Source organism: Vibrio sp. TAP-3B (genome assembly GCF_057784735.1).
Map to the genome: position 1 here is coordinate 978,728 of NZ_CM173496.1, position 20,152 is coordinate 998,879.

Annotated in this window: 17 protein-coding genes; 10 read left to right on the top strand and 7 right to left on the bottom strand. The window is 44.4% G+C overall.

Going from position 1 to position 20,152, the window contains the following annotated elements; all coding sequences use genetic code 11:
• Positions 1–112: 112 nt before the first annotated feature.
• From AC3D28_RS18885 to AC3D28_RS18895, 3 genes are all read left to right on the top strand, one after another.
• Positions 113–1,741, top strand: a complete 1,629-nt coding sequence (locus AC3D28_RS18885; protein WP_488536314.1) for a methyl-accepting chemotaxis protein — start codon at positions 113–115, stop codon at positions 1,739–1,741.
• A gap of 197 nt (positions 1,742–1,938) precedes the next feature.
• Positions 1,939–2,214 (top strand): GNAT family N-acetyltransferase, encoded by a 276-nt coding sequence (locus AC3D28_RS18890; RefSeq protein WP_098413719.1) that lies wholly within the window; start codon positions 1,939–1,941, stop codon positions 2,212–2,214.
• 2 nt (positions 2,215–2,216) lie between these two features.
• A complete protein-coding gene (locus tag AC3D28_RS18895) occupies positions 2,217–3,185 on the top strand; it encodes a phosphotransferase (RefSeq protein WP_488536315.1) in 969 nt (322 codons plus the stop codon).
• A gap of 323 nt (positions 3,186–3,508) precedes the next feature.
• Here the strand turns inward: AC3D28_RS18895 and AC3D28_RS18900 are convergent, their stop codons facing one another.
• From AC3D28_RS18900 to deoD, 6 genes are all read right to left on the bottom strand, one after another.
• On the bottom strand, positions 3,509–4,639 hold the full coding sequence (locus tag AC3D28_RS18900) for an HlyD family secretion protein (protein WP_098413721.1): 1,131 nt from the start codon (positions 4,637–4,639) through the stop codon (positions 3,509–3,511).
• The gene (locus AC3D28_RS18905; RefSeq protein WP_098413722.1) at positions 4,639–5,019 is read right to left on the bottom strand and encodes a DUF3302 domain-containing protein; all 381 of its coding nucleotides are present in this window, start codon (positions 5,017–5,019) and stop codon (positions 4,639–4,641) included. The genes AC3D28_RS18900 and AC3D28_RS18905 overlap by 1 nt, the downstream gene beginning before the upstream one ends.
• Before the next feature lie 216 nt (positions 5,020–5,235).
• A complete protein-coding gene (locus AC3D28_RS18910) occupies positions 5,236–6,819 on the bottom strand; it encodes a GGDEF domain-containing protein (RefSeq protein ID WP_488536316.1) in 1,584 nt (527 codons plus the stop codon).
• Positions 6,803–8,287 carry a hypothetical protein gene (locus tag AC3D28_RS18915; RefSeq protein ID WP_488536317.1) on the bottom strand — a complete coding sequence of 495 codons (1,485 nt, stop codon included), beginning with the start codon at positions 8,285–8,287 and terminating at the stop codon, positions 6,803–6,805. Before AC3D28_RS18915 ends, AC3D28_RS18910 begins: the two co-directional genes overlap by 17 nt.
• A gap of 166 nt (positions 8,288–8,453) precedes the next feature.
• Positions 8,454–9,941, bottom strand: a complete 1,488-nt coding sequence (locus tag AC3D28_RS18920; protein ID WP_488536318.1) for a transposase — start codon at positions 9,939–9,941, stop codon at positions 8,454–8,456.
• Between the two features lie 62 nt (positions 9,942–10,003).
• Entirely contained in the window at positions 10,004–10,714 is a 711-nt protein-coding gene (gene deoD / locus AC3D28_RS18925; protein WP_488536319.1) for a purine-nucleoside phosphorylase, read from the bottom strand.
• A gap of 392 nt (positions 10,715–11,106) precedes the next feature.
• On the opposite strand from deoD, the gene AC3D28_RS18930 reads away from it, so the two are divergent.
• Genes AC3D28_RS18930 through AC3D28_RS18945 form a run of 4 tightly spaced genes read left to right on the top strand, consistent with a single transcriptional unit; the run spans position 11,107 to position 15,219 of the window.
• Positions 11,107–12,057 (top strand): YbgA family protein, encoded by a 951-nt coding sequence (locus tag AC3D28_RS18930; RefSeq protein WP_488536320.1) that lies wholly within the window; start codon positions 11,107–11,109, stop codon positions 12,055–12,057.
• Positions 12,047–12,850 (top strand): MerR family transcriptional regulator, encoded by an 804-nt coding sequence (locus AC3D28_RS18935; protein WP_098413727.1) that lies wholly within the window; start codon positions 12,047–12,049, stop codon positions 12,848–12,850. The genes AC3D28_RS18930 and AC3D28_RS18935 overlap by 11 nt, the downstream gene beginning before the upstream one ends.
• A 20-nt stretch (positions 12,851–12,870) precedes the next feature.
• The gene (phrB, locus tag AC3D28_RS18940; protein WP_488536321.1) at positions 12,871–14,286 is read left to right on the top strand and encodes a deoxyribodipyrimidine photo-lyase; all 1,416 of its coding nucleotides are present in this window, start codon (positions 12,871–12,873) and stop codon (positions 14,284–14,286) included.
• A 6-nt stretch (positions 14,287–14,292) separates the two neighbouring features.
• The gene (locus AC3D28_RS18945) at positions 14,293–15,219 is read left to right on the top strand and encodes a L,D-transpeptidase family protein (protein WP_488536322.1); all 927 of its coding nucleotides are present in this window, start codon (positions 14,293–14,295) and stop codon (positions 15,217–15,219) included.
• Positions 15,220–15,245: 26 nt separating this feature from the next.
• Here the strand turns inward: AC3D28_RS18945 and AC3D28_RS18950 are convergent, their stop codons facing one another.
• Entirely contained in the window at positions 15,246–15,500 is a 255-nt protein-coding gene (locus tag AC3D28_RS18950) for an Lpp/OprI family alanine-zipper lipoprotein (RefSeq protein ID WP_488536323.1), read from the bottom strand.
• A 545-nt stretch (positions 15,501–16,045) separates the two neighbouring features.
• Between AC3D28_RS18950 and AC3D28_RS18955 the strand changes: the two genes are divergently transcribed.
• The 3 genes from AC3D28_RS18955 (at position 16,046) to secD (ending at position 20,150) form a co-directional block, all read left to right on the top strand.
• Positions 16,046–17,389, top strand: coding sequence for a DEAD/DEAH box helicase (locus AC3D28_RS18955; protein WP_488536324.1), 1,344 nt, complete (start codon positions 16,046–16,048; stop codon positions 17,387–17,389).
• Between the two features lie 278 nt (positions 17,390–17,667).
• On the top strand, positions 17,668–18,147 hold the full coding sequence (locus AC3D28_RS18960; protein ID WP_488536325.1) for a hypothetical protein: 480 nt from the start codon (positions 17,668–17,670) through the stop codon (positions 18,145–18,147).
• Between the two features lie 164 nt (positions 18,148–18,311).
• Positions 18,312–20,150, top strand: a complete 1,839-nt coding sequence (gene secD, locus AC3D28_RS18965; protein WP_488536326.1) for a protein translocase subunit SecD — start codon at positions 18,312–18,314, stop codon at positions 20,148–20,150.
• Positions 20,151–20,152 lie beyond the last annotated feature (2 nt).

Genomic DNA, 20,152 nt, shown 5'->3' on the forward strand with positions numbered 1-20,152 from the left:
TACTGGACAAAAGTGTGATCCATCTCTAATATTCGCTGCTTGTTTATTCGTCTGGGAAATTTCCCGTCGCAAGGAAGCACATAGGCATCACGCATATAACTGAGGTCCAGCCATGCAGCTATCACTAAAAAATTTGTCGGTAAGGACGCAAATTTTGGTTCCGGTATTATTTACCGCTATTGTTTTGTTTATTTCTTTGTGGGTTACTAAAAACAATCTTCAGGCTGAGCAAGATGTTATTGCTTCAAACCAAGAGTCTTTGGTTTTTCATAAAGACACCTTGGCGCATATTGATGACCAAATTTATCCACTACGTATTACGGCGGTATACGCCATTTACGATCCTTCTCGTCGAGAACGTTTCCTCCAAGAACTGAAAGCGGGCTTAAAACAAGTTGACGCTGATTTAAATGCAATTGAAGCGCGTAATTTATTTCGCGAGGACGCGATTAAAGTGCGCGAAATGATTGAAGCTTATGTTCGCTATTCAGAGAGAGCAGTGGCTTTCTTTAACCAATATGATCAAGGTTTAAAGTCTAACAGTGAATATCGCGCATTTATTAAAGAGTATCGTAAGGTTGGCCGAGAAATGGCCCAACAAATCAATATCTTGTCTAAGCATGTTAATGATCAAGCTGAACAATCCACAATAAAAAGTCAGCAAAACAATGATCGCGTGCAAACCAACGCAATGTTAACGGTTCTTACGGTATTCGCACTCTCGTTAGTGGCCGCATGGTTCTTATCTGGCATGATCGTCTCACCGATTCAAAAACTTCAAGAAGTGATGCGTCAATTGGCGGCAGGAAATTTGTCTGTGCGCGCAGATGTAGAAGGTGATAACGAAATTGCGAAACTAAGCAAAGACGTAAACCAAACTGCAGAGCAACTGTATACCACGGTCGACCAGCTTACACGCATCAGTGAAGAAGTGGCGTCGGCATCGACTGAACTGGCGGCAGTAATGACGCAGGCAGAAGCGAACGCACAGCTAGAGCTAGCAGAAATCGAGCAAGTAGCCTCTGCAGTTAATGAGCTTGCAAGCACCGCAAACAATGTGAGTGATAATGCAACGTTTGCGGATTCGACAGCACGTGAAGCTGGCGGCCTTGCACAATCTGGTTTGACTATCTTCCAAGAGAGTGCTGAAGCAAGTACACAGATGTCTCAAGCACTGAATGATGCGGCCCAAGTAGTGTTGCGCTTAAAAGAACAATCTGAGCAGATCAATAATGTGATTGAAGTGATTCGTGGTGTCTCAGAGCAAACTAATTTGCTTGCGTTGAACGCGGCGATTGAAGCGGCGCGCGCGGGTGAGTCTGGCCGTGGCTTTGCGGTGGTGGCGGATGAAGTTCGTATGCTGGCTGCTCGAACACAAGATTCAACACAAGAGATCCAAACGATTATCGAAGAGCTACAAGCACAGTCAGGGCTTGCGAATGACAGCATGCAAGTCAGTCTTGAGATGCTTAATCGTAATAACGAGTTGACTCAACAAGCGAATGAAGCACTGGTGGGTATTACAGAATCGGTCGCCAACATTAACGATTCAAACACGCAAGTGGCAACTGCGGCAGAAGAGCAGTCTCAAGTAACACAAGACATCAATCGTAACGTAGTTAATATGTCTGAGCTGGTGAACCAAAACGTAGCGGGTATCAGTCAAAGTGCAAGCGCAAGCACTGAGCTATCACTTCTTGCAGAGAAACAGAAAGAGCAATTGAGTTTCTTTAAGTTATAATCTGTTGTTAACAAAGTAAGATTTTCTAAATCCCTGAGTAACCGCTCAGGGATTTTTTATTTTTTGACGCGCGTACTTTTTCAGCTCAATGGATAACTGGGTATTGTGGCGATATGCATGTGACCTAGCCTAGAATTGATACTATGCAGTGATATAGTTTGATTAAACAAATCAGTAGCAAAGTCAGAGAGAAAAATATGAATAAAGTGACTCATAAGACAGAAACGGGCACCTTTTGGGTTGATTTAGAGCAGGGCTATAAAGCAAAAGTGGTTTATCAAGTTGAGAATGATGTGATGAAGATAACGTCAACCGTTGTGCCTGAAGCGTTACGAGGTAAAGGGTACGGAGAAGTAGTGATGGGAGCGGTATTACCCGAGATCGAATCACTTGGTTATAAAATTAAACCAGTTTGCCCGTATGTCGTTTACTATATGGAGAAAAATCAAGCGTGGTCACACCTTCTCGCGTAACAATGAACGATAATCATCCTCTTTATCAAAGTATTGGAGAGGCACTCAAGCTTGGCAAACTCGAGTCGATCGAGAACATACAATCGTTATGGGGCGGTTATGGCGAGCTGGTTCGAATCGTTTTCTCAACATGCTCGATCATCGTAAAACACGTTAAACTGCCCAAACCTTCAGAACATCCAAGAGGCTGGAACACTGACCGATCTCATCAAAGAAAGCTGCACTCTTATCAGGTTGAAGTGAGTTGGTATGAGCATTATACCCGTTCGGTTGATGTACGTTGCCGTGTCCCGCAAGGGTTAAAAACGTGTCAAGCAGACAATGAGTGGCTGATTGTAATGGAAGATCTTGCTCAAGCAGGTTTCCCCAACGTCATCGCTGATGCAACTCAAAACCATTTGCGAGCTTGTTTAGCTTGGTTGGCGAATTTTCATGCTCGTTACATTGGCACTCAAACAGATCAACTTTGGCAAACCGGAACTTACTGGCATTTAGCGACGCGTCCCGATGAGCTGAAAGCATTAACCGACCACCGACTAAAACAGGCTGCTATCCGTATTGATGAGATCCTAAAGCAGGCTAACTATCCAACGTTAGTGCACGGTGATGCTAAACTCGCGAACTTCTGTTTTGACGCCAAGGGAACAAAAGCCGCCGCGGTTGACTTTCAATACGTTGGGCAGGGTTGTGCCATGAAAGATGTGGTGTTGTTTATGAGTAGTGCCGTGAAGCCTGAAGCATGTGCAGAGATGGAAAGTTGGGTTTTAGACACGTATTTTTCAGAGTTGCAGCGAGCGTTGCATTTTTACCAGCCACATCTAAACCCAAATGACGTCGAACAAGAGTGGCGCCCTCTGTTCGCGGTTGCTTGGGCGGATTTTCAACGTTTTGTGAAAGGCTGGAGCCCTGATCACTGGAAGGTTAACCCTTACACTGAAGGGCTGACTGCACGGGCGTTGGCACATTGGTAAAACTGAGTAAGTTTTTATGCTTTGCTCCTCCGATTTTTACTATTAACGTTAATCTAACCACCATTGTTCTTTTTTGGTTTTTCCCAGTATTGATTAGTTAAATCTATTTAAATTAGCTAGTTACGAGGGACGTCTTTGAGGGTGATTCAGTTAACTGACAGCGGTGCTTGCTGTCAGTTAACTTGAATCAATAAAAGGTTGTGTTACTTCTTATGAGGTAAAGGAAAACCGCGCGGCTAGGCGAGTTCATTAAACCGTCGCCGAGATTGCTAACCAAGCCTTCTTGCTGAACTCAAATATTTTAGGTTCATTGGGTATATAAGTTAATGATCTAGATAGAGATAGTTTTGCCAACTCTTCATGCGAATAAGTACTTTACGCATAACCGATACGTGCGAGAAACTTTCCGAGTAAACCGCTACTTCTACCGCGGTGCCCATTGGTAGATGATATTCACTTAAATCGTCGGTAATTTTTAACGTTACGAATACCCGGCCGCTTGTGCGTAAAGCCTCGGTTCCCAGCAGTGAGCCACGAGCTTGGAATTGACTTTCGCCAATCGCTGGTAGTACTTCAATGACTTCCCCTTTAAATACTTTGCCTGGTAAAGCGCGAAACATGAACTCTGCTTCAAATCCCGGCTCCAAACGCTGCAGCGAGTTCTGACGGAATGCCGCTGTATAGAGTTTGTCTTCGGTATGAACGAAGGTCATCACCGGAGCAAGTGGTAGTGGTACTGACATGACACCTGGGCGCAGCGCAAGTTGGGTGACGTAACCGTCAGTAGGCGCAGTAATCACGGTTTGCTCTAGGTTGAACTCGGCTTTTCTTAATTCAGCTAATAGCGAGGCAACTTGAGTATTTTCACCGCCTACTTCAGACTCAAGTGCGATTTGCGCTTGCTCTTGTTTGGACTGGGCGACGTTTAGCGCCGCTTGGGCTGCTTTGAATGCTTGACGACGAGTGTCCAGTTGTTGCTCAGTGAAGGCACCGCGGTCGAAGCCTCTTTGATAACGATCGAATTCGCGTTGTGCTTTGTCTCGCTCTGCAAGTGCTTTAAGCACAGCAGCTTGTGATTCTTGAACGCTCGATTCTAGTCCAAGAGCACCTTGGCTTGCTTCTTTTACTTTTGCTCGTAGTCTGTCAACTTCGGCCTGAAACGGAAGCGGGTCAATACGGAAAAGCACATCCCCTTGAGATAATGGTTGGTTTGGCTTTACAGGCACGTCAATAACACGACCGCGAACGCCAGATACGACAGGTGTCGTCGAGAATACTTGGTTACCAAGTTGTGTAAACGGGTGGTTATAATTCATCAACAAGATCAATGTTCCCACCAATACAACACCGCCAAGAACGGCAGTTGGTACCGTCCATTTGTTCAAAGGGATATTAAAAATTTTAAAAATGGCGATACAAAGGGCTGCGTAAGTCAGAATCAGTAATAAATCCATTATTCTTCCTCTTTACTCTGTTTAGCAGTTGTACTTTGTTGAACCTGCTGCTTTTTCAGTGTGGATATTTCTTCTTTTAACTCGGTCATTTCGTCAATCAGCGCTTCAAGGCGTTGATGAATGTCGTATGTTTCTTGTTCGAGTTTTTTGAAGCCCCAGCCGCGTTCTTTCCGCCATAACGTTGCCCATATCCATAAAAACGGCCACAGGGCGTGTAAAGTGAAAAGGCTAACCCAGCCAGCATAATGGATCGCGTCTTGATGTGGGTGTTCACGTTCTTTCGCGATTTCATATGGAATATCGTGGATGACGATAATTCCGTAAAAAATCACCAAAGCGACGAAAATGAGTAACCCAAGAGCAAAATAGTCTAGAAACATCTTACTTCCCTGTGTTTTTTGCAAATAGAAAAAGGTACACAAATTAATCATTTGAGTATTTGCCTTAACTATCGTTGGATCAAGAAGATTTTATGTATCAATGGCGTTTATGCGATGTCGAACTCGTCGATATTTGACGAATATGTAATGGAGAGGGGGCCAACAAAAAGTGGTTATTGCTAGAAGTGAGAGCGCCCCTGTTGGATTGTGAGGTGTTTAAAGCTCAGTACAGACTTGGTTTCGTCCATTGGCTTTGGCACGATACAGAGCTTTATCAGCGCGGTAGAAGGTTCGCTGAGTATTTTCTCCTTCGCGATGCAACGTAATGCCAATCGATACGGTTAATCCGCGTTCGCCAAGGATGTTATCCCAACGATGTTGATAAATGTGTTCGCGATAATTTTCGGCGTGCATTTGTGCGCGTTCTAGGTTGCTGTTTTCCAGAATCACAAGAAATTCTTCACCACCAAAGCGAACACAAGATGCCCCTTCAAACTTGAAGTATCCGGCTAATTTTTGAGACACGCATTTGATGGCTTTATCTCCAACAAGGTGGCTGAGTTCATCGTTGATGGACTTAAAGTGGTCGATATCAATGACCATTAGCGCAAATGTAGTATCGTACAAAAGCAGATCTTTGAGCTTCACCTCAAGCCAGCGACGGTTATGTAAGGATGTCAGCGGGTCGGAAAAAACGTCCTGCTGTAGCTGAGCCACCGTATTCTTGTGTTGCTTGGTGGTTTCCTTCAGCTCTTTGTTTTCAATTTCTGACAAAATTAGCTTAAGTTGCAGTTCAAAACGAGAAATTCGACGCAATTGCGCAGAGCCTAATTCTCCGATTGGAATGTCTTTAACGAGATCGGACTCGATACGAAAAGCCCGTTTTTCACAACGCAATGCTTTCTGAAACAAATTTTGAGAGGCGTACACCTTACTCATTGTGTTATAAAAATGTCGAGCGATAATCGGAGAAGCGTGTTTTTGAATTCGTTTATCGATGAAGCCTAACAGTAAGTTGCACAACGAGGTATGACCCAAGCCATTAAGGCAATACGCCGTTTCTATTTTCACCATGGTAGATAACCAATAAGTGGTTGCGCTACCTGTTGTGTATTGAATGTTCGAGATAGAGAGCAAGGCGAGGGTATAGTCTTTTTGTAATCGGTGCAATTGGGCGCGGTAGAGGTGAATTTGCGCAGCAAGATTTTTATCGCTGACGAGAATGCTCAATTCTTCACACTCACTTAGTAGCTCTTTGGCATTTTCCGTGTGATACAAATAAATATAGCAAGCAAGCTTATAGAGCTTATAGCGCAGGCGTAGTGAGCGACTGCTTATGGCGTGATCGATAGCATCAACCTTTCGGTAGTAGCGTAAAGCGCGATGGTGATCACCGTAGGCGTCACATAAGTTGCCCATCCCAATAATGGCTAAAACATACTCGTCAATATAGCCGTATTCCACGGCAATATTGGTAGAGGCCACATACTCTGTTAATGCGGCGTTGTAATCACCCACTTCAACCAAGCGGTCACTTAAACTTGCCTTAACCGATAAAATATCTTCGACGTCTTCAGGTAATGCAAGTAACTCAAGGGCTTTCCTGAGCTCGTCGATGCTGTCATTCAGTTGTTTTATTTCACATCGGTATTCCGCACTGATGATATAGCAATGCGCTTTTTCTTGATTGGTCGAGGCGATATGTAATCCAACATGCTCCCAAAGCGTGATCGCTTCTTCACCAGAGACCGCACAAGGATCGATGCCTGCCTCGGTCACTTTATTAAGCAGTTTGTCCATTGTTCATCACCTCAATATGACTTTCTTCTAATTGTTCTAAAGTGAATGGGAAGGTCAGGATATCTTGTAAATACAATGTCGGTTTGGGCCCGTTTAACCCACGTCGCTGCCATGGATAAATGCCCAACATGGTTTGAACGGTGCGATATAACTCTTCGGCTGCTCGGCCTTTTTCAGCAATCAACATGGCCAGTCTGTCACTAGAAATTCGTGAGATGAGATCACTGGAGGTCGTCAATGCATGAACTAGCTCAGTACAAACATCGAGAAATTCGGGGTTTGCATGTTGAATCATAATGATGGCGTGGTTGGAGCGTTTGAGTTCTGTTTTGAACAAAACTAATTGTTCCCACCAATAAGTCTCGGAGACAACATTGGAGAATTGTTTTTCCGGGTCGTATTCATGCTGGGAGCGGATACGGTTGATGAGCTTGCGCGCCCGTTGTTCTAGTTGACGTTTAGAGCCCCGAGCTTTATCCATGCTGACTCTATGCGTTTGTTCTTTCTGCATCTTCAATGCATGTTTACGGTACTTCTTAAACGCATTGAATGCCGACTCAAAATTGCCTTGCTCTTCGGCCACTCGTGATTGTTGGAAGCAAATTTGGCTAAGTAGTTCCCCATTGTCGAAATTAAGGGCAGACTCTTCAGCGGCGAGCAATAGCTCAGCGGCATTTTCCGTATTCTTTCGCAACAGTTCGAGCCGTGCACGGCTGATGAAAGAGTGGGCCTTCATCCAAGTAAGATCGTGTTCGACAGCCAAAAGGTGAGCTTTTTGAGTGGCTTTTTCTGCTGCATCGAGACGCTCTAAGCCGAGAAGAGCGAGTCCTCTAAAGTCCCAAATTTCCGCTTGCCAAGTGCTGTCTTCGTGAGCGGTGAGCACTTCCGTTGCGCCATCCAGCACGGTAAGCATTTCAACAAACTTATTCAGTAAATAATAATCCCAAGCTAATAGAATTCGAGCTTTACCCTCTAGCGACGCGATACGGACGTTATTTGCCACTTTGACTGCTAACTCATGCGTCGAAGCGGCAAGCTTATGCTCATTGGTGATGCGCCAAACATTACCAAGCCCAATTAAGGACTCAATTTGAATTTCAATATCATCAACAAGGGCGGATTGTTCGAGTGCGTTAATCCAGTATTGTTGGGCTGAGTAGTATTTTGCTTGTCCCCAGTACTGGAGAGCAAAGAGGTGAAGAATTTCAGGGAGGTGATCGTCGGTTTCGAGTTGGATCTGTTTGTTATAGGCTTCTTTGACTAACTTTAACCCTTGTCGGTAATCCATTAAGCACCAACAACAGTGGGCCATGATGAGTAATGCTCTGATCTCACCATCCACATAGAGAATCTGCTCCGCTCGGATACGGCATTGCTGAGAAATGCTGAAGGTGTATTCAGGGGCTGTTTTAATTTGCCTTGTGAGCTGCTTTAGCTCATCTTCTAGCTGAATTTGGTTTTTATCCAACGTGCACATCCATGACTATCGAACTGGAACTTACACCTAAATATGAAGTAATTAGATGTGTACTTCATTACGAGTGCTGCAGCATGAAAGCGAAATCGTAAATGATCAGGTGCCGTAATGTATACCGTCACTGCCCCTAATTGCCACATCTAAATGATTTAAATAGTTACGATAGGAGCTGCTTAATCGTCAGAGGTGTATCAGTGACTTCTAGCCTTTGCGCGGCAGTAAGACCTTGTTTGTCCTGATAACATAAATTATGCCAAGCTCTGAATATATCTAAAAGCGGTAAAATGCCAGCAGGTCGCAATTTGCGACGAGGCTCGTTAATAAAACTCTCAAAAAGAATCTGAAAACGGTTCTGATAAAACTGTACGTGTTGAGTGGTTGCGGTATTAAACCATTTTTCAGGCTCGTTTTGGTCGCCAGCGAGATAACAAATGCCTTTATTGATGCGGCGTTGTTCTGAGCCATCACTTTGGCTTGAAATTGCCCAACGGTCTCGCCACCAACTCATGTAGGCAATATCCACCTTGCCAAAAGGAATGGTCATGTCCCAATGTGCATCTTCTTCAACATACATAAGATCGACGTTTCTCTCTTGAATGCGAGATAAACAAACACTTAACGCTGCAGAACGAAGTAATGGATCTTGTGGCATATAGATAGATACGCGCTTATTTGGGCTACACATATCAAGTACATGTAAATAGTGTGCGTACGATGTGTAAGGTGGACGAATCAGTGCTCCTTTCGAGGGGTAGTGGAATACAGAAAGGTTACCTAGTGGGTCTTCAACATTGCCACGCGCTAATATTGTTTGATATTTCTGGTCGATACGTTCACGAAGTTTCTTTGAAGGTTCGACGGGAGGCTCACTTGCTTCTGCTGTGTAACCTTGAGACACAAAACGAGATACCTCGTCATATGGGTTATGATCGAGCGTCGCAATTGGCTCTTCATGGGCAGAGTAATTCACATGTTGGCAGAGTATGTAGCCAGAATGGGCTTCACCAGAAGCTATCCAGTATACGCCGTTGTTGCTGTTCGGCTGCAGAGCGACATAGTTAGAAGCCAGTTCATAGTGCGGAGCGTGGTTTACCCATCGTGCATCAATCGTCGCGAGCTTACGACGGCAGCGACTCGCAATATGGTCAACATGATCGTAAAACGTTTTGGGGTTGATGCTGAGCTTACGGCAGATCTCGCGTACCGAGTAACCAGTGAACAACAAGCCCATTAAATTTTCTTGGAATTGCAGCTTTTTGTTTGCGCCGGACCATTTATCGACAAAAGTACTTTGGCAAGCCTTGCAGCGATAACGTTGACGGTCACCACTGTAACCAAAAGCGTGGTAGAGGTGTTTGTGTGTATGGACAGACAATCCGAAATTGTCGCAATCATCATTACGACAAGCAGGTAATCCATCACTATGGAAGAGTCTGAGACGATGCAGTTCGTTTACAACATCGCGATTATTAAGTAAAGGGGGGAAAGATCCGCATTCACGACAGACCATCGCCGGACGTTTAGGGTTAGCATGTTGCAGAACGTAACGCTTTGCATCACTCAATCCAAAGTTGTCACACGCCAATGTTTTACAAAAGTTGAGTTGTAACCCATCTGCGTCTTTTGGCAGTTTGCCGTTAGACACAATCGCCCCCTCGGGATAATTAGGCAGCCAGTCTAGAGCCAGCTGCAAATTATTACTTATTATTAGATGTTGATTGCCGTTTCTAGCGCAACTTTCATCATGTCGTTGAACGATTTTTGACGCTCTTCTGAGCTTAGTTTTTCGCCACGGATGATATGGTCAGAAACTGTTAGGATCGTCAGTGCTTTCGCGCCTAGATCTGCAGCAACGCCGTAGATACCCGCCGCTTCCATGTCTACACCTAAGATGCCTAATTTTTCCATTTTCTCGAAGAGGTCGGCTTCAGGTGTGTAGAATAGATCTGCAGAGAATACGTTACCTACTTTTACGGGTACTTGTTGAGCACGAGCTTGGTTTACGGCTTCTTCTAGAAGACCGTAGTCAGCGATTGCTGCGAAATCATGGTTGTTAAAACGGATACGGTTAACTTTAGAGTCTGTAGAAGCCCCCATACCGATAACCACGTCCATTAAGTTTACGTCGTCACGTACTGCGCCACAGCTACCTACGCGGATTACGTTATTCACGCCGAATTCTGCGATCAGCTCGTGAACGTAGATACAGCAAGAAGGGATGCCCATGCCGTGACCCATAACAGACACTTTCTTACCCTTGTAAGTGCCAGTAAAGCCAAACATGTTACGAACGTCACAAACTTGCTTCACGTCTTCAAGAAACGTTTCTGCAATGTATTTAGCACGTAAAGGGTCGCCCGGCATAAGAACCGTTTCAGCGAAATCACCAGGTTGTGCGTTGATGTGTGGGGTTGCCATAAGTGCTCTCCAAAGTTTTTTTGATAAAACGCCTCTATTATAGAACGCTATTACCAATTCTGTTGAACTTGTCAGTTTTCATTGAGGCAATCATATCGGGACGTATAGAGAGTCCTTGAGAGATTAGTCACAAAAACCACGCTTTTAGAAATTATAACACCCATTGATAACCAAATCTGTTGAAAGCAAAAAGGCAATCGATTTGCTTTTGGGCGATTTGTTGACTACGCACCCAAAAACGATATTAAAAAAATCAAAAAGTTTTAAGAAACCGGGGAGAAAAAGCGATTCCAAGAAAATAAAACGATTAAATTGTACAATTAATTTTCTTGTACAATCTCAATTGACTTGCTATAAGTTATACAACAAAACATTTTGTATAGGGTGTCATCATGGAATCTTCAATCAAGGTAGGTATCAGTTCTTGCGTATTGGGAGAGCGTGTTCGTTTTGATTCGGGCCACAAAGTCAGCAACTTTGTGACCAAAGAGCTTAGTCCGTATTTTGACTTTGTTTCGGTATGCCCAGAAGTTGGCGTTGGAATGCCTGTACCGCGTCCAACGATTCGTTTGATTTCCAATGAAGAACGCGTGGCGTTAGTCGAGACTAAAAACCCCGATAATGACCATACTGACAATATGCTTGCCTACTCTGACAATAAAGTAGATGAGCTGCAAAGCGAGCAATTGTGCGGTTATATTGTTTGTGCCAAATCGCCAACCTGCGGCATGGAACGAGTCAAGGTTTACAGCAAGAATAGTGCAGCGAAAGAAGGTGTAGGACTGTACACCCAAACCCTAATGCAGAAAATGCCTTGGCTGCCCGTCGAAGAAGATGGCCGTCTTAACGACCCTGTATTGAAAGAGAATTTTATTAGTCGAGTATTTTGTCTTAATGATTTTTATAATTCGATGTCTGCAGAACCGACTCGAGGTAAGCTTATTGACTTCCATTCACGGTATAAATTGACGTTGATGGCTCATCACCCAGAGTCTTACCGCTCGCTTGGTAAATTGGTGGCAAATGTCGCCAATTATGAAATCGACGAATTTTATAGCGAATATCGCTTAGGGTTGATGAAAGCGTTAGCTAATCGCGCTAGCCGAAAAAACAACACGAATGTACTGATGCACCTGCAAGGGTACTTTAAACGTTCTTTAACCAAAGAAGAAAAAGAAGAGCTAGCCACGGTCATTCATGATTACCGTACTGGTACCTTACCGCTGTTAGCCCCTCTGACATTAATTAAACACTATTTAAATACTTACCCTGATGAGTATTTAGCAAAACAGAAATTTTTAGAACCGTATCCGCAGGAGATGAGATTACGTTATGGTTTGTAGTTCAGAAGAAAAACTATACGCGATCCGAGATGTCGCAGAAATCACGGGTGTTAAGCCCGTAACGTTGAGAGCATGGCAGAGAAGGTACAATCTGATTCAACCTCAGCGAACTGAAAAAGGACATCGACTCTACCGACAGCAAGATCTCGACACCATTTGTGAAGTCCAGAGTTGGCTCGCGAAAGGGATCGCGATTGGGAAAGTGAAAGGGTTGTTGGGTAAAAGCGCTGATGTTGAAATGAGTACAGAAACACGCACTCTTGAAGAAGTTGGAACAATGCTTTTCGCACTGTCGAAGTTGAATCGAGGAAAGACAGAGAGCTTACTCGCATCGGTGTTAAAAGAGTACCCACTAAAACTCGTGATTGAGCAGTTTATTAACCCTATCTTTGATGCTCTAGAGATGGTGAAAGGCTCATTGCGTTCTTTGGAGATGGGGTTATTTCAAACTTGTCTTATTACTCGACTCGCGCTGGTGGTGGAGTCGGAAAACAAAGCGGCGTCAAAGGGGAAGTGTTTACTGATCAGTTTTGAACAAAATAGAGAGGCGGAGAGCTGGATTCAAGCTGCCCAGTTATGCGAGCAGGGATATCACACAACATTGATAGATAAAGTCGACGATGTATCCGGGTTGGTAGAGCATGAGGCTGTGAATGACTATCAATTGGTTTATTTACTTTCTAATAAAGCACTTCCTGCAAAACAAGTCGAATCAATAAAAGCGCTTCTCGCACGGTTAGCAGAGCGAGTTCAGTACTCTGAGGTGATTGAGAAACTTCACCTGACAGAATAAAGCAAAAGGAAGGAGACACCATGATTTTAGTCTGGTTTAGACGTGATTTACGAACGTTGGACCACACCGCACTGAAGGCTGCCCTAGATTCAGGACAGCCTGTTGTCGCTTGTTTTATCGCCACGCCAGAGCAATGGCGAGAGCATCATATGGCGCCGATGCAGGCCGACCTGATCGCTCGTCGACTCGCGTGCCTTAACCAAGAGTTGGCTAGTATCAATATTCCTTTGTTGTACAAAGAAGTGCCTACATTCTCTGACTGCACAAAAGTGATTTGTGAATGGACAAAATCATTCGGCATCACGTCGGTCATGGCGAATATTCACTATGAAGTCAATGAACGAGCGCTCGATACGCAGGTGACGGAAGCGTTAAACAATCACAATGTTGGCTTTGAGCTGTTTCACGACAAATGTGTGCATGCACCCACGACGGTTCTTAATAAACAAGGTGAGTACTTCAAGGTGTTCACGCCTTTTAAGCGTGCATGGTTAAAGCAGTTTCAACGGCTTGCTGTTGCAAAACCTTACGCGCAAAAGGAATTAAATTCAAAAACCTTGGAACAGTTAGAGCTGTATCGATTTAATTCAGAGTTCACATTCAGCTATCCCAGAGAATCCAGTGATCATTGGTTGGCTTCCACCAATGATATTTTAACGCAGTTAAGAACATTCGTTCGTGAGCGAAGTGATTCGTACCAAAGTGAGCGTGATTTTCCTGCTATCGAAGGAACCAGTCAGCTTTCTCCTTACCTTGCGATAGGGGCATTGTCCCCGAGGCAATGTATAGCTAGGCTGTACGCCGAAAACCCACAGAATGACCTCACGGAAGGTAAATCAACGTGGTTGAGTGAAATCATTTGGCGTGAGTTCTATCAACATTTACTGGTGTTTGAGCCAAAGCTAGTAAAAGGAAAAGGCTTTATTGGTTGGGAAGAGCACATTCAATGGTCTTACGATGAAAAAGCTTTCGAACGATGGAAAACAGGAAAAACAGGGTACCCTATAGTCGATGCAGCGATGCGTCAGTTAAACCAGACTGGTTGGATGCATAATCGCTTACGTATGGTGGTAGCGAGTTTTTTAACGAAAGATCTGCACATTGATTGGCGTTGGGGAGAAGCTTACTTCATGAGTAAGTTGGTCGATGGCGACTTTGCTGCAAACAATGGTGGCTGGCAGTGGTCGGCATCAACGGGTTGTGATGGGCAGCCTTATTTCCGTATTTTTAACCCGATAAGCCAAGGTGAGAAGTTTGATTCTGATGGTCGATTCGTACGTTATTGGGTCCCAGAAATCAAAAGTGTTCCGAACAAATACATTCATAAGCCTTGGACTTGGGAAGGATTTTCTTTACTGGAATATCACAAGCCGATGGTTGATCACAAGACAGCAAGAGAGATAACCTTACGGCTGTTTAAAAGCGCCAAGGAATAGAGTGAAATGCTTAGCAAAAAGCGATCAATGAGTTTCGCGAAACGAAGCCTATTATTTGTGTCGTTGTCTCTCGTGAGTGGATCGTCATTTGCTAAAATGTACGAACTACCAGAGGACGGCAGTCGTTTAATTGGTCGTATTGAAAATCATGTAGTGCAAGAGGGTGAAACCATGGCCAATATCGCCAAGCGCTATGATGTGGGCATGCTAGGCTTAATGGCCGCTAATAAAGGTGTGGACCCATTCCTACCTCAAGAAGGGCATGTGCTTACTATCCCAACTCAACTCATTCTTCCTAATGTTCCTCACCAAGGCATTATCATTAATTTAGCCGAGTTACGGTTGTATTACTTCCCGCCAGAAGAAAATATCGTACACGTATTTCCCGTCGGGATTGGTCGGATTGGGCGTGATACACCCGTTATGATGACGCGTGTAAGTCAAAAGCGGCCGAACCCGACATGGACGCCGCCATCCTCTATTCGTGCTGAATACAAAGCTAAAGGCATCGACCTTCCAAGGGTGGTGCCTGCTGGACCTGACAACCCTCTCGGTATGTTTGCTCTGCGTTTAGCTTACGGTCATGGTGAGTACCTTATTCACGGCACTAACAAAGACTTTGGTATCGGCATGCGAGTCAGCGCTGGCTGTATCCGTATGGAGCCTGGAGATATCGAATGGCTGTTCGAAAAAGTGCGTCACGGGGAAGAGGTAAATATCATCAACCAACCAGTGAAAGTGACACTGGAACCAGACAGAAGTGTATTTGTTGAAGCGCATGAGCCGTTAACTCGCAGCAATGGTGAGAAAGATCACCTACAGGTACCTAAAGAGTTAAGGTGGTGGCTAGACGAGTTTGGAAGGAATAATGTGAAAGCGAAGGCGGCAATTGCTGCTCAGAATGGAGTACCAATCGAAATAACCGCGCCTTAACAAGTGTTAAGACGCGGTATTCAGTCTTACTTAGTGTAAGACTGGGCGATATTGTCAATACGCTCGTTCGCACGCTCTGCTTCTTCTTGAGCTGCCATTGCTGCTGCACCTGATTTTTGAACGTCAGATCGAAGAGATTGTACATCTTGGCTTAGTTGGCTAACTTGGTTGCTTAGTTCGTCTAGTTTTGCTGCATTTGCTGTTACTGCTTCATCAGAAGAAGCACAACCTGCGAGTAGAAATACTGAAGTTGCTGCAGCTGCGATCAACGTTTTGTTCATATAAGAACTCCTTGCTTATAGTGAAAGTCCCACTACTAACGATTATTTATACAGTAGCGAGGTTGAATTATGGGTACATTTTATCAGTATATGGTGTAGCAAAAGTCAAAAAAATCCAAGAATTTCATGGAGTACCTGACGTTAACTTTTACCTGAGCATAACAAACGAAAGTGATTTGCCTTCCCTTTTGCCAACACAACAGCTTATAACAGGTGTTTTGCCACGTTCCTGATATCAATAATTTAGACGATATTGGCCCAAATGAAAGTTTCTAGCCTCAAATAGCTGTAAATCGCACAATTTTTAAGGTTTGATCGGCGTTTTGACGAGCATTACTTTATTGGTTGATGACTAAGCTAACAGTACAGAAGGGATTTGTTGTTTGTTACTGAGACGCAGGTTTTCTCTTATTTTCACTACGATGAATTAGTTTGTGTGATCTCTATCTATACTCCTACGATTTGCGGTATTATATCGCGCTTTTATTTTTTGCTGCGTTAGAGCGGAAACGACACTACAGAGCGCTCAGACGCTGACTGATTTATTGGAGAACACTTTGCAATTTAAAGATCTCGGCCTAGACAACCGATTGTTGAAGAACCTAAAACACTACGATTTTAAAAAAGCGACTGAAATTCAACAGCAGGCGATCCCTGTTTCGATCGCAGGCAAGGATCTATTGGCATCGTCGAAAACGGGTTCGGGCAAGACTTTGGCTTTTGTATTGCCAATGCTTCACAAGTCTCTAAAGAATAAATCGTTTTCTGCCAAAGACCCACGCGCAGTGATCCTTGCTCCAACTCGTGAACTTGCGAAGCAGGTGTATGGCGAGCTTCGTTCAATGCTGGCTGGACTGTCTTACGAGGCTGCGTTAATCGTAGGTGGTGAGAACTTTAACGACCAAGTGAAAGCGTTGCGTCGTTACCCTAAATTTATCGTGGCGACCCCTGGGCGTTTGGCGGATCATTTGGAGCATCGCTCATTGTTTCTAGACGGTTTGGAAACGCTGATTCTTGATGAAGCCGATCGCATGTTGGATTTAGGGTTTGCGCCGGAGCTTCGTCGTATCCATAAAGCGGCTAAGCATCGTCGTCGTCAGACATTAATGTTCTCAGCAACGCTTGATCATGGGGACGTTAATGATATTGCATCTGAAATGCTGAATAACCCGAAACGCATTGCCATCGGGGTTTCTCACGAAGTACCAACAGATATCACGCAAAAGTTCTATCTTTGCGATCATTTGGATCACAAAGAAGCGATCTTAGAACGTGTTATTGAAGAAGCTGAATATCGTCAGATCATCATTTTTACGGCAACTCGTGACGATACCGAGCGTCTCACCACGAAGCTGAACGAGAAAAAACTCAAGGCGGTGGCGTTGAGTGGTAGTCTAAACCAGACGCAACGTAATACCATCATGAGCCAATTTGAGCGTGCGGTATTTAAAATTCTTGTCACTACGGACGTTGCGTCTCGTGGTTTGGATATCTCAAAAGTAACGCATGTTATCAACTTCGATATGCCTAAGCATACAGAAGAATATGTGCACCGTATTGGTCGTACGGGTCGTGCTGGCAATAAAGGTGATGCGGTTTCTCTTGTTGGTCCAAAAGATTGGGAGAGCTTTAAACGTGTGGAAGCATACTTACAACAAGATCTGACTTTCTCTGAATTTGAAGATCTGAAAGGTAAGTTTAAAGGCCTGAAACCACGTAAGCCTGATTTACGTAGCAAAAAGAACCCGACGAAAAAAGCACGTCCTCAAGAGAAAAAGGCAGCGAAGAAACCGGTTAAGCGCGATAAGAGCTTCTATAAAAACGTATCTGTGGGTGATGATGTTTTCATCCCAAAGAAGAAGCCGGCGGCACCAAGCTCAGAAGATTAACCTCTCCTCTGTTTTAATAACCTGACGCTATTTGTTAAAAATCCGAGTATTCGTACTCGGATTTATTTTATTGTTGGCATCACTCTGAAGCGGTTGTTTAATTAGGTTCTAAAAATGAAGTCAATCACATGTCTATGACTTGCATTCGCTGCATTGGCTTTGGTGAGACTGTTTCCGTGGAATAACACATGACTTTTTCGTTGTGCAGCATACTTATTAGGAATATTATTAATGCGTTGAGTGAGTGATCTCAACTCGTTCAGGGTTAGTGAGTTCTTATGTCTCAGATTTGCTTGAAAAAATTGCTTTTTATGCTGCTTGCGATGGTGTTGCTACCAGCGCATGTTTTTGCTGCGCAAATCGATCAGAAAGCGCATTTACCTTACTTTTCTAAGCTGCAACCATTTGTTGCGAGTATTGCTTTTGCAAATACCTCAATCGATTTTTCTGAGGTCTCAGAAGAAACGACGCAGTCTCCGATTTCTGAAAGTCACGCAAGACTCGATACGCTAGCCCTATTTAACACTCAACGTTGGGTTTCTCACTTACGTGAAGGCCTTGATGATGAGCATGTTGACGTTGTTGGTGACCTAAACACGCCTTTCTATGCTGACGCAGGTTATGCCTACAGCCTGATGGATATCAATTGGCGTCAAAACCAGTCCACTTTTTATCATTTCACAAGCGATCATCGCATTTCTGGTTGGAAAGAGACCAACGCAATGTACGTTGCACTCAATAGTCAATTTTCTGCCTAAACACCATCTATTTGCACCATTGTGCACTCTTAACACGACGATTGTATTCAACAGGGCGTAACCGTCCTGAGCATTTCATACCCTGAATTTATTCTGGGGGCATCTGTCGTGTGTTAAGCCTTGTTATTAAAAGCTTCACTTCATCGTGAAGGGATGATGTTTACATGAAAAAAACACCAAAGCAGCAAAAGAACAGAAAGCTGATGAATCACTATTCAGCTTGGAAATATGTCGTATTAATCACGACGGTCATTATCTTAACGTTAAGCGCGATTCCGACTTGGTTCGGTGAGCAACCATCGATCCAGCTAACGTTTTCAAACCAAAACAGCAGTGAAATGTCGGTTGTTCAGTTGAATCAACTACTGAAAACCAATCACATCTCAGCAGACAAAATCATCGAAAAAGATGGCAAAACGACCATTGTATTCGATGATGAAAATGCGCAAAGCAAAGCTCGTGCGTTACTAAACAATGAGCTAAATAAAGAAGACAGCATTACCTTCTCATATGTGTCTGTTGCTCCAGAGTGGCTGAATGAGATGGGTTTTAGCCCAATCAAACTCGGCCTTGACCTTCGCGGTGGGGTACAGTTCCTCTTGAATGTCGACGTAAATAAAGCATTTGAGGAGCAACGTAATGCTTTGATCGATGAGATCAAAGCAAGCCTACGAGATCAGCGCGTGCGTGGTGTACAAATTCGCGCAGAAAGTGGTAACCGCATTGCGGTAAACAGTGAGAGTGATTCCGCCCTAGCTGAAGTCAATCAATTCTTGCGTCAAAACTATCCAGGTTGGGTGGTGAAAAGCTCATCTCGCGGCTTTGTTCTTGAGCCAAGTGAACAGAATATTCAAGAGTTCCAATCAACGACATTGCAACAAAACTTAAAAATTATGCGTGGTCGTATTGAAGAGCTAGGCATTACGGAAGCATTAGTTCAGCGTCAGGGTAAAGACAGCATTCGTATTGAGCTCCCAGGTGTACAAGACCCAGCACAAGCGAAAAACGTTATTGGTGCCACTGCGAGTTTGGCATTCTACGAAGTGAAAGAGGCAGGCCAAGCGCGAAGCGGCCAAGATCTTGTGCTGAAAGATAACGATGGCCGAACTGTTATTCTGGAGAAACGACCAGTCCTAACGGGTGAGCACATTGTTAACGCTCGTGCAGGCGTCGACAATATGGGGATGTCAGAAGTTAACATCTCGCTTGACCACGCGGGCGGTAAAAAGATGAGTGATTTCTCTGCCACGCATATTGGCAAGCCAATAGCGACGGTTTATCGCGAATACAAGACAAACGACCGTGGCGTAACAGAGCGCAGCGAGCGCGTTATTAGCGTTGCGACTATTCAATCTCAACTTGGTAGCCAATTCCGTATTACCGGCGCTGGCAGCATGGACGAAGCGCAGCAGTTAGCGCTATTACTTCGTGCGGGTTCGCTAACCGCGCCGGTTACCATCGTAGAAGAGCGCACTATTGGTGCTTCTTTGGGGGCTGAAAACATTGAAAATGGCTTTGCAGCACTTGCTTTAGGTATGGGTCTAACACTGACCTTTATGGCGCTTTGGTACCGCCGCTTAGGTTGGGTGGCGAACGTGGCGCTTTGTGCCAACATGCTTTGTTTGCTGGGCTTAATTGCCTTGTTACCAGGTGCGGTGCTAACGCTGCCAGGTATTGCCGGGTTGGTGTTAACTGTCGGTATGGCAGTGGACACCAACGTGATTATCTTCGAACGTATTAAGGACAAAATGCGTGAAGGCCGCAGTTTCGCTCAAGCGATTGATCTGGGCTTTGATAGCGCGTTCTCGACCATCCTTGATGCCAACATTACTACCATGATCACCGCCGTGATTTTATACGCCATCGGTAACGGTCCCATCCAAGGCTTTGCCTTAACACTCGGATTAGGTTTGTTAACCAGTATGTTTACAGGCGTATTTGCCTCTCGAGCAATGATCAATTTAATTTGGGGCCGAGATGCCCGTCGTGATGTGAGGGTTTAATC